This window comes from Halalkalibacter flavus (assembly GCF_036663575.1).
Taxonomy (GTDB): domain Bacteria; phylum Bacillota; class Bacilli; order Bacillales; family Bacillaceae_D; genus Halalkalibacter; species Halalkalibacter flavus.
The window spans coordinates 195,099-208,742 of record NZ_JAWRVK010000004.1; the positions used below are offsets into that span (position 1 = coordinate 195,099).

Genomic DNA, 13,644 nt, shown 5'->3' on the forward strand with positions numbered 1-13,644 from the left:
GGAGAGGTGAGTTAGTATGAATAAAATCAAAGTAGGTGTCATTGGAACAGGATTTATAGGACCGACTCACATTGAAGCGGTCAGACGATTAGGATTTGTTGAGGTAGTAGCACTAGCAGAATCGAGCCTTGAGGCGGCTGAACAAAAAGCGGCTGAGTTAGGAATTCCAAAAGCATATGGAGATTACAAGGACATGCTGCGCGATGAAGAGATTCAAGTCGTACACAATTGTACGCCAAATCATCTGCATTTTGCGATTAATAAAGAGATTATTTTAGCAGGTAAACATGTTTTATCAGAAAAGCCGTTAGCCATGTCAAGTGACGAATCAAGAGAATTGCTAGAGTTAGCTAAAGAGCATGGCGTTGTTAACGGGGTTAACTTTAACTATCGCCAATTCCCTATTTTAAAGCAATTAGAAACGATGATTAAAAACAATGAGTTAGGGAAAGTAAATCTTGTTCACGGAAGCTATTTGCAGGATTGGCTGTTATATGAGACTGATTATAATTGGCGGTTAGCTCCAGAAGCAGGTGGGAAGTCGCGTGCGATAGCTGATATTGGCTCCCATTGGTGTGATACCGTCCAACACGTAACGGGTAAACAAATTGTTGAAGTATTTGCGGATTTAGCGACTGTTATTCCAGTAAGAAAGAAAGCAATCGGAAATGTGGCTACTTTTGGAGCTCAAGAGACGGCGGACCAACAGTATGAAGAGGTACCAATCAATACAGAGGACTATGCATCCGTTCTCGTTCGCTTTAATGACGGTACAAGCGGTGTCTTTACTGTATCGCAAGTAAGTGCAGGACGTAAAAATCGATTAAGCTTTGAAATTAACGGTAGCCAAAGTTCCGCTTATTGGAATCAGGAAGAACCAGAGAAGCTATGGCTCGGGCATCGCGGCCGTGCAAATGAAACTCTTCTAGCAGATCCAGCTTTGTTTAGCAATGAAGCGAAGGGCTCGATTCATCATCCAGGTGGTCATAACGAGGGCTGGCCTGATGCGTTAAAAAATATGATGAAAAACTTCTATACCTTCATTCATGAAGGAAAAGATCCATTAAAGGATCAAACGAACTTTGCGACATTTGCTGATGGCCACCTTTCCATGTGCATTACAGATGCGATTCTAGAGAGTCATACAAACCAAAAGTGGGTGAAAGTAAACGTGGGACAGGAGGTCAAGTCGTGAAATTAGGAGTCTTTACCGTCCTCTATCAAAATCTGCCTTTTGAAGAAATGCTAGATAAAGTTGCTGAAATGGGGATAGAAACAGTCGAGTTAGGTACGGGAACCTACCCTGGGACAAGTCATTGTAATCCAGATGAATTACTAGATAACCCTACGAAATTAAACGAATACAAAAAAGCCATTGAAGCAAGAGGCCTTAGCATTAGCGGGTTGAGCTTCCATGGCAATCCGCTTCATCCTAACAGGAAGTTTGCAAATGAATCCCATGAGTCATGGCGAAAAACCGTTTTATTAGCAGAATGTTTAGAAGTACCCGTAGTAAATGGATTTTCCGGTTGTCCAGGTGATCACAAAGATGCAAAGTTCCCGAACTGGGTTACTTGTTCATGGCCACCTGAATATGTCGAAATGCTTGAATGGCAGTGGAATGAGGTTGTCATTCCATATTGGAAAACAGAAGCAGCATTCGCCAAATCACATGGAATCAACCAAATTGCCTTTGAGATGCATCCTGGCTTTGTTGTCTATAATCCAGAAACATTGCTGAAATTAAGGGAACATGTGGGCCCTATGATAGGAGCAAACTTTGATCCTAGTCATCTTGTCTGGCAAGGAATTGACCCAGTTGAAGCAATCAAAAAACTTGGACGTGAAAAAGCTATTTTCCACTTTCATGCAAAGGATACGTATTTAGATCAAGCGAATATCAGTGTGAATGGCGTCCTAGATACGAAACATTATAGTCAAGTCCTTGATCGTTCATGGACGTTTCGAACGGTAGGATATGGTCATGACGCAAAGACGTGGCACGATATGATCAGCGCACTTCGGGCAGTTGGATACGACTACGTCCTCTCAATTGAACACGAAGATATGCTAGCATCCATTGATGAAGGACTAGGGAAAGCGATAGCGCTTTTAAAAGCATCCCTTTTTAAAGAAGAAATCTCGGAAATGTGGTGGGCGTAAGGAGAAGCAAGGGGCATTTCCCTTGCTTCTTTATATATTGATTATTTTTGGGAACTTGGAGGGGTCATAATGAAAGTATTAATTGCTGAGGATGACAAGGCTTCAAGAAAACTATTAAGGTGCTTTATTGAAAATCTTTCACGTTTTCAAATCGTTGGTGAAGCAGTAGATGGAGAAGAGTTCGTTCGCTTAATTATGAATGAAAAACCAGATATTGCGATAGTAGATATTGAAATGCCTTTTTTGAATGGAATGGAGGCAGTGAAAACATGCAAAAGACTTCATCCGTCTCTTGAGGTAATCTTTACATCAGGTTATGACAATTATGCTTTAGATGCGTTTGAAGTAAGCGCTGTCGATTATATTGTCAAACCGATCAAAAGAGAAAGACTATTCACGGCTTTAGAGCGTGCGGAAACAAGATTATATCAAAATCGCATCACTATTGAAAAAGGTCATGCAAATAAAGATTTAATGATTAAGAGAAACAATCAGATCACCTTTCTTTCACCTGAAGAGATTCTATTTATTGAAAAATCTAATCGGAAATCGATTATTCATACGGAGCATTATAAATATCAAACAAACGAGCCATTAGTCAGCTACGAACATCTTCTCGATTCCCGTTTTATGATCGCACATCGGTCGTATATCATTAACTTGGATCAATTAACGAAAGTGGAAACTGTAGGTCAGATGTATAAAGCTTATTTTAAAAATTACCCGGAGACAGCAAGGATTTCGAAGCATAAGTTGGTAGAATTGCAGAGTTTGAAGGCGGGAGTGGGGTGAGGGATTACTTACAGTGAACTTATAACTTAAGAATAATGAAAGATTACCAAACCCAAGTTGATTATAAATTAGCTTGGGTTTTTAATTTTATTTATTTTTCTGAAATATGTGATTATTTCGTCTGGATGAATTGATAGTTCGTTTCATTTAAAAGGAAGATTAAAGTGTTTGTGGCAGCTGTATTGAGTGAAAAAAGAAACAATTAATATATATACTGGTTTTGGAAAAGAAGAAATTGGTTATGGTTCTGTTTTGGGCGTCTAAAACAGGTAAATTGCGACAATAGCCTCGTGATTTTAAAAGACTGAAACAGTAAAATGTTATTATCTGAATTATATGAATTCACTGCAGGAGAAGGGATTTGATTTTTCTGAAAGGAAAATCGTTGGCGCTTGCTTTATCTTCGTCTTTGCTATTTACATTTTATACTGGAGGAGAAATGATGGGGCAAAAGTATGCAAAGGACAAGGATGAGTTGATACCTGGGGCACGTGATGTGTCTGAAATTTACTTTGATGGGGCAAATGGAAACTGGCTGACTACGAAAAATCCGCAGCAATATCAAAAAGCAGTTGCTTATGATAACCTCGGTTTGGCTCCTTATAATTGGGGGAATTCAACCGAAGGTACTGGTTGGTATCAGATGTATAAACCTTCGGAAATTAAGGGGACACAGATTACTGGATTTTTTGACGATGCGCAATTCGTTATTCGCGTACCAGAGAACTGGAATGGAAAACTGGTCGTCTCTGGTATACCTGCTACTCGGAATGAAACTTCGACAGACCTGCTATTTAGTGATTTTGTGTTAGAAAAAGGTTTTGCATTTGCGGCGATTGATAAAGGGACACAGGGGGAAAGTGATCCCATTGATCCGTTTGCAAAGGTGAAAAATGCACTAATCAACGCGGATGATAGTGTAGCAGAATGGCATCTGCGCTATCGCCAAGTGACAAAATCGGCTCAAAGCTATTTAAGCAAGCATTACCCTGATAAGCTGATTCGACCGAATGATCCTGCAAACCCTGCAAGCCGTTTATTAAAAGAAGACCATAAAGTGCCTACATACGCTTTGGGAATATCAAATGGGGGCTATGTTGTCCGTTATGCGCTTGAAAATGATGGACCGGAAAAAACAAGAGAGCCACGACTTTTTGACGGCGGAGTTGATTGGGAAGGGGTGTTATGGACAGATCAGGCTCCAAACTTAATTAGCTCTTTAACAACTGTAGTCAATAATGCCAATGAAGCCATTTTCGGCAGCGGGAAAGCACGGGATGAAGCAGTTAAGGAAATGTACAAAGCAGGTCTTCCACATGGATCCGAAAAATTATGGGCCTATCATGACCAGGTATATTGGTTTGTAACCTTAAATATATACCGCGATCACTTTGATCCAGACGCACCAGCTAGAATTAATTGGAAAAACTATTTAAATTTTGTGAATGGGGTAAGAGACCGCAGCTATGATCATATCTATAAAGATTATAAATACGTATCACGACCAAAAAGTATAAAAGAAAACATTAAAGAGGTAGCGAATACCGGTGATATTGACGTGCCTTTAATCAGCATAACCGGTTCATTGGATTCTCTCATTTTTCCTGCAATTCATGCAGAAGGATACAGAAAACTTGTGAAAAAAGCAGGAAAAGATCATTTGCACCGTCTATACATGATCGAAAAAGGCACTCATGTGGACAGCCTGGTCTGGAATCAAGTAACAGATCCGGACAGAGAGCTTCAACCCTTATTGCCTTATACTCATCAAGCTTTTGATCTGCTTGTTGATTGGGTGGAGAACAAAGAAGAAGCTCCAAACAGTATGACTGTAGCTGCACCTCAAAATCCGGTTAAAGTTATTGACATAAATTCAGGGGAGGAAAGGGATCCCCGTTAGAGGCTAAAAATGCTGTTTCTTGGATTGATTTACCCGAATGATGGACATACATTTAGGAATTATAAGCTTAATAATAAAAATGGTAATTTTGGTATGAGTCAGTATTTAAGAGCCTTACCTGAACGATTTTACAGGTAGGGCTTTTAAAATGACCTTTATTTCTTAAACTGGAACATCCACTGTAAGTTTTGGTAAATCCTGATCATCTATACTAAGCTTTAATTCTGGGATGTTTAAGAAGTTTTTTATTGCTAAAGAGCATGCACCCATGACGGTTGCTTCCTTTCCAAAATCCGAAATGAGCAACTCTTCAAAAGAACTTACTGATGATGTTAGATTACCCTTTATTTCATCGATTGCCCCTTCGTTCATTTTTAATAGCTCACTATTTAGAACGATTGTGGCAGGATTGTGAAGGTTTATGATGTTATTTAGACCAATAGATAAGTAATTTATAAACTCTTCCATTTCCTCACTGAAAGTAGAGTCTTTATCATTTAACCGCTTCTGAATATCGGTATAGTTGATATCGTCTATATTTTGTTTTTCTGAAAGTTGTTTGAAAAAGGTAGACTCTGAAGAGTATTGTTCCCAACACCCTTTATTACCACAATTACACGGTCTGCCATTAGGAACAACGATCATATGTCCCATCTCACCAGCAAAGCCATGATACCCTTCATAGAGTTCTCCATTAATCATAATCCCAAGTCCAATACCTGAATACAAACTAACGCATAATAGATTTTCACTATTGTGATGTTTATATACTTGTTCGGCAAATGCACATAGGTTTGCATTATTTTTAATGTAAGGAGAAATCCCTGCTTTGGCTTCAATGTCAGATTTCAAATCTTTATTATGCCAATTATGTCGAGGGACGAATTTGATAACTTCATCTTCGGTAACGGTTCCATGAACTCCAATTACAATTCCTACAATGCCGTATCGACTGTCTATGCACTTGTTTTGGAAGTCCTTTATGTACTTGCCTAATAACTCAAGTATTTCATCATAATCAGAAGTATTCAAATCAACGATTTCTGTAGATAGGGGGGATCCTAATAAATCTGACAATGTAAAAGTAATATGTTTGTAGTCTAAATCAATCCCTAAAGCATAGCCAGCCTTCCGGTTAAGTGAAAGCATAATGGGCCTTCTTCCTAAGTTGTTGTGTTCTTGCTGAGTTTCAATGATTAACTCTTCATTTAGTAAATCTGCAACTTGGACAGAAATTGTCGCTTTATTTAATCCAGTAATTTTAGATAATTCTGCTCTTGATATAAATCCATGCTCAATTATTTTACTAATAAGAAAGCTTCGATTAATTTTCTTAATGTATGAAGCATCACCTGTAACCATTATTTAACCTCCTGTAATATAAATCTTATCCTAACTCTGTCTATCCACTAATTCATCATTGGATCAATTGTTATTAGTCATTTAGAAACGATACTATATATTATACATTTTTTTCAAATACTTATATAGAGAAGAGTGTACGTTGAAAGATGGAGCCAGTATTTAGGAATTGACTAAAATGCGTATAAATGATATTCTACATTTGTTAGTTTGTTTAGTAAACAAATAAATAGTAAATGTATAATGAAAGTGGTTACAATAATTGTAATATTTATATGTTTTTTTTCAATAGTAAATATGAAATAAGGGGGAAGTACTTATGAAGAATTTTTTAGATCATGATTTTTTATTAAACAATGAAACTGCACAAAAACTATATAACAATATAGCAAAAGAGTTACCGATTCATGACTTCCATTGTCATTTAGACCCGCAAGAGATTTGGGAAAATAAGTCGTTTGAAAATATGACGCAAGTGTGGCTTGCTGGGGATCATTATAAATGGAGAGCGATGCGATTAAATGGAGTTAACGAAGAGTTAATCACTGGTGATTCTTCTGATTGGGAGAAGTTTGAAGCTTGGGCACAAACGGTACCTAATTTAATAGGAAACCCGTTATATCATTGGACTCATATGGAATTAAAAACATTTTTCCACGTTGATAAGAGGTTAAGTCCTGAAACAGCTCGTGAAATATGGAATGAGTGTAATGAGAAATTACAACAACCTGATTTTAAACCGAGAAAATTTGTAGAAAGATCAAAAGTGCAATTTATTGGCACAACAGACGACCCAACTTCTAGGCTACAGTATCACAAACTATTAAAAAGCGATCAGACATTTAAAACAGAAATTGCACCGACCTTTAGACCAGATGGAGCACTTTTCCTAGAAAAGCCGACCTTCCATGAGTGGATAAAAAAATTAGAAGAAGTATCTGGCCAACAGGTTACCTCTATCGATGGATTGTTGAATGCGATGCAACAGAGAATTGATTACTTTAATGAAATGGGATGCCGTGCATCTGATCATGGTCTTACCCAATTGGTATTTAAAGGCGTATCAAAAGATGTGGCTGGGAAAGTATTTGAAAAGCGTTATAACGATGAGACACTTACAAACGAAGACATTGTCAATTATCAATCGTTTCTTCTATTTGAATTAGGGAAAATGTATGCAGAGAAAAAATGGGTAATGCAATTGCATATAGGTGCTACTAGAAACAACAACACAAAGATGTTTCGTGCACTCGGTGCTGATGCTGGATTTGATTCCATTGGTGATGCGAGTATAGCTGAAGATTTATCACGTTTCTTGGATGCACTAGACCAAAACAATTCGTTGCCAAAAACAGTCCTTTACAACTTAAATCCACGTGACAATTATGTGTTAGCAACAATGACTGGAAACTTCTACGAAGCAGGTATTCCAGCCAAAATTCAATTCGGTTCGGCATGGTGGTTTAATGATCATATCGATGGAATGGAAAAGCAGTTGAAAGATTTAGGGAACTTAGGGGCGTTGAGTCACTTTATTGGGATGCTAACTGATTCTCGTAGTCTTCTTTCTTTTGTAAGACATGATTATTTTAGAAGAATCTTGTGTAATCTTATCGGTGAATGGGTGGAAGAAGGTAAGGCGCCAAATGATGAGTTACTCCTTCAAAGAATGATTCGTAATATTGGCTATGATAATGCGGAATCCTATTTTACAAACCGTTAAAAAAGGAGTGAACGAATAGTATGGGTATTCTTCAAGATTTATTAAAAGATATTCCATTGCCTAAAATGGCAAAAGTGAGGCAACACTTTGATAGTCGTAAAATTGATAATATTAATGAAGTCTTAAATGAAAAGCTGCAACAACCTCAAATAACGACAAAGATTAAGCCTGGAATGGAAATTGCTATTGCAGTTGGAAGTCGAGGGATGGACCGTCTAGTAGAGGTAACCGCGTTAACCGTACAATTCTTAAAAGGATTAGGTGCAAAACCGTTTATTGTTCCGAGTATGGGGAGCCATGGAGGCGCTACCGCTGAGGGGCAACGTGAAGTGTTAGCACATCTTGGTGTTACAGAAGACAGCGTAGGGGCTGAAATTCGTTCTTCTATGGACGTGATAAAACTAGGAGAATTACCAAATGGCCTCCCTGTTTATATTGATAAACATGCATCTGAAGCTGATGGGATTATTGTCATTAATCGTATTAAGCCTCATACAGCGTTTCGTGGACCTGTAGAGAGCGGAATTATGAAAATGATCAGCATTGGGCTAGGTAAACAAAAAGGGGCAGAGGCTTGTCATCAATTAGGATTTAAGTATATGGCAGAAAATGTACCAGCAATGGCGAAATTGATGATGGCCCAAACGCCTATTTTATTCGGTGTAGCTACTTTAGAAAATGCATTTGATAAAGTGGCGAGAATCGAAGTGCTTGCAGCAGAAGAAATTGAGGAGAAAGAGCCAGAACTTCAAGCTTTGGCTAAGGAACTATTACCGAAACTATTTTTTGAGCAAATAGATGTGCTTGTTATTAATGAGATAGGAAAAAATATTAGTGGAGACGGGATGGATCCGAATATAACTGGACGTTACCCGACACCGTATGCACATGGCGGCCCTGAAGTTAACAAGATGGTTGTACTAGATTTAACCCCAGAAACAGAAGGGAATGCGAACGGGGTTGGAACTGCTGATTTCACGACGCAACGTTTGGTTGATAAGATGAACCGAGAATTCACTTATGCCAATGGGTTAACATCAACGGTCGTTGCACCAACGAAAATTGCAACGACGCTTGCTAATGATAAAGAAGCTATTCAAGCGGCGGTTAAGACATGTAATATTTTAGACTTTTCAAAAGTGAAGATGGTTCGAATTAAAAATACTTTGGAGATAGGGGAAATTGAAGTTTCAGAAGCCCTTCTCGAATTAGTGTCACAACATCCACAAATGGAGCAGATTTCAGATCTTTATGAAATTCAATTAGATGAGGATGGAAATATAAGTAAGTAAAGGTTTTATAGAGGATAAATATAATTTTTAGGAGGAGAAAAAATGGGAAATCTATTTGATTTAACGGGGAAAACAGTAGTTGCAATTGGAGGGAACAGTGTATTAGGTGCTTCCATTTCAAAGGGATTAGCTGAACACGGTGCTCAAGTAGCCATTTTAGGTCGTAACTTAGAAAAGGCAACTAAAGTGGTAAAGGAAATCGAAGAGAGTGGGGGTATTGCAAAAGCTTTTGCTGCAGATGTAAGTTCACGAGAGTCATTAGAACAGGCTGCTAATGAAATTGAACAATGGTCTGGAGGCTGGGATGTAGTATTAAATGCCCCTGGAAAAAATAGCACTACACCGTTCTTTGATCTCGATATGGAGGAATGGGATGACATCATGGATGTCAACTTAAAAGGAGTAGTAGTGACGTGTCAGATCTTTGCGAAGAAGATGATTGAGCAAGAAAGAAAAGGCAGCATTATTAATATTTCTTCTGTTTCTTCGACAACACCATTATCAAAAGTATTTACGTATTCTGTATCAAAAGCAGGCGTAAATAGTATGACTCAATATCTTGCAAGAGAATTTGCGCCACATGGTATTCGTGTAAATGCGATTATTCCAGGATTCTTCCCAGCGGAACAAAACCGCAAAATTTTAAGTGAAGAAAGAATCGAGGCAATTATGAATCATACACCAATGAACCGTTTCGGTGAACCAGATGAATTACAAGGAGCAGCTGTTTGGCTTTCGTCAGATAAAGCATCCAGCTTCGTGACTGGAGCTCTTATTAGAGTTGACGGTGGGTTTGGTAGTATGACCATCTAATTGGGGGAGACGGTAGGTCTTTTACCGGGTAGCATTCAATACACTATAGAGATATTTATTTAGAAGCGGTGCTACATTTTTAGAGAGGAGAGACCAATGTTAAATAAAAAGTATCAGAAGTTAGTATCCATCCTCCAAGACATGGATTCCGTTGTTGTAGCATTCTCTGGTGGGGTAGATAGTACATTTTTATTAAAAGTAGCTGTTGAAACATTAGGCAAGGACCGGGTGCTAGCTGTTACAGCTGACTCAGAAACTTATCCGTCAAGTGAGTTACTAGAGGCAAAAGAATTAGTTGGAAAAATTGGAGTCCGTCATCAAGTTATTGAAACATCTGAATTGGCCATTCCGGGCTATACAGAAAATGATAAAAATCGATGTTATTTCTGTAAAAACAGTCTGTTTGAACTTTTAATACCAGTGATGGAGGAAAAAGGGTTCAAGAATGTTATTTATGGGGTGATTGCAGATGATATGAATGAACATCGCCCTGGAATGAGAGCAGCGAAAGAAAAAGGCGTTCGTGGTCCGTTGCAAGAAGCTAATTTATTCAAACAAGAAATTAGAGATCTATCCAAAAGGTTCGATTTACCTACGTGGAATAAGCCTTCTTTTGCATGTTTATCTTCTAGAATTGCTTATGGAGAAAAAATTACAAAAGAAAAGCTTACGAAAGTAGAAAAAGCGGAAGCGTATTTAAAAGCGCTAAATATCCGTCAAGTGCGCGTTCGAACACATCAGGAAATGGCAAGAATTGAGGTCGAGCCAAACGATATGGCGATAGTACTTGAAAATCACGAATTGATATCGAAGGAACTACAAGCGTACGGGTTTCAATATGTCACACTAGACTTAATTGGCTATCAAAGCGGCAGCATGAATAAAGTTCTTCATAAGAGAGCGTAACAAGTAGAAAAAGACTTTGAGCTCTCTCAAAGTCTTTTTCTATTCGAATAGATTTATGAAAAGGAAGATGTGATATGTCAAAAGAGTATGTAATGGGACTAGATATTGGAACGACGAGTGTTAAAGCGGTTGTATTTAATTTATTAGGAAATGTAATCTCTGAGGCTGAAGAGATGATTACATCCTATTATCCTAAGACAGGTTGGGTTGAGCAAGATCCAAATGAGATTGAACGGTTGGCAGTACAAGCTGTTCGCAAGTCAATTCATATGGCAAGCATCCAGGGTGACGAGCTGCTTACAATTGGATTTTCATCCGCGATGCATTCTCTCATCTGTGTTGATTCTAAGGGGGAACCTTTATCAAAAGCCATCATTTGGGCTGATGGTAGAAGCAATGAGCAAGCTGAAAAGTTAATGCAAGGCGAGGGGATGAAATTTTATGAGAGAACCGGCATGCCCATTCATCCAATGTCCCCATTAAGTAAACTGTTATGGATGAAAGAAACAGGCTATGATCCTTATCGTAAAGCAGCTTTTTTCATGTCAATAAAAGAGTTTGTTATTCTGAAATGGTTTGACCAAAGAGTAGTTGATTATTCAATGGCATCTGCTACGGGACTTTTCAATCGCCAAACATTTCAATGGGATGAAGAGGCAATGACGTTTGTCAATATTCAAAAGGATCAACTTTCAAAAATAGCCCCTCCTACTGAGAAGTTGACTGGAATCAAAAAGGATGTTTCTAAAGAAATGGGAATTTCAAATAGTACTCCTTTTGTCATGGGAGCAGCTGACGGACAATTAGCAAACTTAGGGATAGGTGCGATTTTACCAGGTGAAGTGGCTGTTACAGTAGGAACAAGTGGTGCTATTAGGCAATTTGCTAAGAACGCTCAAGTTGATAAGAAGCATGAAACTTTTTGCTATGCTTTTACAGAGGATTATTCAATCATTGGGGGACCGACAAATAATGGAGGCATTGCTCTTCAATGGTTAAAAGAACTTTTAAATCATCAAGGGAGTTTTGATGAACTAACAAAAGAAGCAGAACGAGTTTCTCCTGGAGCAGAAGGAATTCTTTTTCATCCATATATTAATGGCGAAAGAGCGCCATTATGGAATCAACGAGCTAAAGGAAATTTCTTTGGTGTAACCATCACTCATAAAAAGGAACATTTTGTTCGAGCAGTGCTTGAAGGAATTACCTTTAATCTATACCAAATTGGAAAAGCGCTAGAACGAGTAGCAGGCGAACCAGAAAAGCTCTTTGTTAACGGCGGATTGGCTAGGTCTAGCTTGTGGCTTCAAATGGTTGCTGATGTGTTTGGTAAAGAAGTATATGTTCCAGAAAGTCATCATAGTGCAGCATGGGGAGCAGCCTGGACAGCACTAGTTTCGATTGGAAAAGTTGATTCTTTTGAAGATATAAAAAAGAATGTTCCTATGGGGAGTGTTGTAAAACCTAATGAAGAAAATCACCAGATCTATTTAAAGGTGTATGAAAAGTACAATAAGGTAGCGAATGATTTGTCTGAGTATTTTTAAATCCTTCTAACACATGATACATTAAGAGGAACCATAAATTAGAAAAGTGAGTGTTAACCATGTTAGAAGAGATATTAGGACAAGTCCAAAGTGGAAACATGAGTGTTTCAGAAGCGAAGAAAAAGTTAGCACAATATGAAGACTTAGGTTTTGCGAAAGTGGACCATCATCGTAAGAAAAGGCAAGGATTTCCAGAGATTGTTTTCGGAGAGGGAAAATCTGCTGAACAAATCATTTCTATTATTAAGGCATTACGAGGAAAAGACAACAATGTTTTAGTCACACGTATTTCAAAAGAAAAAGCCAACCTTGTTCAGAGAGTTTGTCCAGAATTCATGTATTATGACATTGCAGAAATCTTACTTTGGAAAAATGAAGAGAAGGCTAAATCCGATAATTTAAAAGGGTACATTAACATCTTATGTGCAGGAACCTCTGATTTAAAAGTAGCTGAAGAAGCAGCGATTACAGCAGAAGCGTTAGGATGTAATGTTAACCGTATTTATGATGTAGGGGTGGCGGGTATTCATCGGTTGTTCGATCACTATGAAGAGATTCAACAAGCAACGGTCTCGGTCGTAGTAGCTGGAATGGAAGGAGCGCTTCCAAGTGTGATAGGCGGGATTGTATCACATCCTGTCATCGCTGTACCAACAAGCATAGGATATGGCGCTAATTTTCATGGTTTATCAGCTTTACTAACAATGTTGAATTCGTGCGCTTCGGGAATTAGTGTAGTAAACATTGATAATGGATTCGGTGGTGCTTACAATGCAGCTTTAATTTATCAGTTAGCACAAAAGGGAGCTGAAAAAGAATGAAGACACTTTATTTAGACTGTTTTTCAGGAATAAGTGGCGATATGATGATTGGAGCTCTTCTTGATGCAGGGGCCGATCCATTTAAATTAGAAGAGGAGTTAAAAAAACTCCAGATTAACGAAGAATATAAGCTGAAATGGTCAAAAGTTGTGAAAAATGGAATTACCAGTACGAAATTTGATGTACTGCTAACCGTTGAGCACCACGCCCATGGACATAGCCACGATCACGAGCATAGTCATGATCACGGACATAGCCACGATCACGAGCATAGTCATGATCACGGACATAGCCACGATCACGAGCATAGTCATGATCACGGACA

The 13,644-nt window shown here is 38.3% G+C and carries 12 protein-coding genes; 11 read left to right on the forward strand and 1 reads right to left on the reverse strand.

All coding sequences use genetic code 11. From position 1 onward, the window contains the following. The first annotated feature begins 16 nt into the window (after positions 1-16). The 4 genes from SAY88_RS04575 to SAY88_RS04590 all read left to right on the forward strand — a co-directional run bounded on the left by SAY88_RS04575 (position 17) and on the right by SAY88_RS04590 (position 4,855). Positions 17-1,195, forward strand: a complete 1,179-nt coding sequence (locus SAY88_RS04575; RefSeq protein ID WP_332629711.1) for a Gfo/Idh/MocA family protein — start codon at positions 17-19, stop codon at positions 1,193-1,195. Further along, on the forward strand, positions 1,192-2,163 hold the full coding sequence (locus SAY88_RS04580) for a sugar phosphate isomerase/epimerase family protein (RefSeq protein WP_332629713.1): 972 nt from the start codon (positions 1,192-1,194) through the stop codon (positions 2,161-2,163). Before SAY88_RS04575 ends, SAY88_RS04580 begins: the two co-directional genes overlap by 4 nt. A 69-nt stretch (positions 2,164-2,232) precedes the next feature. Further along, on the forward strand, positions 2,233-2,955 hold the full coding sequence (locus SAY88_RS04585; protein WP_332629715.1) for a LytR/AlgR family response regulator transcription factor: 723 nt from the start codon (positions 2,233-2,235) through the stop codon (positions 2,953-2,955). Between the two features lie 442 nt (positions 2,956-3,397). Then, complete coding sequence (locus SAY88_RS04590) at positions 3,398-4,855, forward strand: alpha/beta hydrolase (protein WP_431308836.1); 1,458 nt, start codon at positions 3,398-3,400, stop codon at positions 4,853-4,855. Positions 4,856-5,017: 162 nt separating this feature from the next. Here the strand turns inward: SAY88_RS04590 and SAY88_RS04595 are convergent, their stop codons facing one another. Further along, on the reverse strand, positions 5,018-6,217 hold the full coding sequence (locus tag SAY88_RS04595; RefSeq protein ID WP_332629717.1) for an ROK family protein: 1,200 nt from the start codon (positions 6,215-6,217) through the stop codon (positions 5,018-5,020). A gap of 319 nt (positions 6,218-6,536) precedes the next feature. On the opposite strand from SAY88_RS04595, the gene uxaC reads away from it, so the two are divergent. From uxaC to larC, 7 genes are all read left to right on the forward strand, one after another. After that, on the forward strand, positions 6,537-7,940 hold the full coding sequence (gene uxaC, locus SAY88_RS04600; RefSeq protein ID WP_332629719.1) for a glucuronate isomerase: 1,404 nt from the start codon (positions 6,537-6,539) through the stop codon (positions 7,938-7,940). Positions 7,941-7,960: 20 nt separating this feature from the next. Continuing rightward, the gene (locus SAY88_RS04605; protein WP_332629721.1) at positions 7,961-9,232 is read left to right on the forward strand and encodes a nickel pincer cofactor-dependent isomerase, group 22; all 1,272 of its coding nucleotides are present in this window, start codon (positions 7,961-7,963) and stop codon (positions 9,230-9,232) included. A gap of 42 nt (positions 9,233-9,274) precedes the next feature. After that, positions 9,275-10,045, forward strand: coding sequence for an SDR family oxidoreductase (locus SAY88_RS04610; protein ID WP_332629723.1), 771 nt, complete (start codon positions 9,275-9,277; stop codon positions 10,043-10,045). Positions 10,046-10,141: 96 nt separating this feature from the next. Further along, positions 10,142-10,951, forward strand: coding sequence for an ATP-dependent sacrificial sulfur transferase LarE (larE, locus tag SAY88_RS04615; RefSeq protein ID WP_332629725.1), 810 nt, complete (start codon positions 10,142-10,144; stop codon positions 10,949-10,951). 74 nt (positions 10,952-11,025) lie between these two features. Next, positions 11,026-12,498, forward strand: coding sequence for a gluconokinase (locus tag SAY88_RS04620; RefSeq protein ID WP_332629728.1), 1,473 nt, complete (start codon positions 11,026-11,028; stop codon positions 12,496-12,498). A 59-nt stretch (positions 12,499-12,557) separates the two neighbouring features. After that, a complete protein-coding gene (gene larB, locus SAY88_RS04625) occupies positions 12,558-13,319 on the forward strand; it encodes a nickel pincer cofactor biosynthesis protein LarB (protein ID WP_332629731.1) in 762 nt (253 codons plus the stop codon). Continuing rightward, on the forward strand, positions 13,316-13,644 hold a 329-nt coding region (larC, locus tag SAY88_RS04630; RefSeq protein WP_332629733.1), incomplete at its 3' end, for a nickel insertion protein. The genes larB and larC, both read left to right, overlap by 4 nt.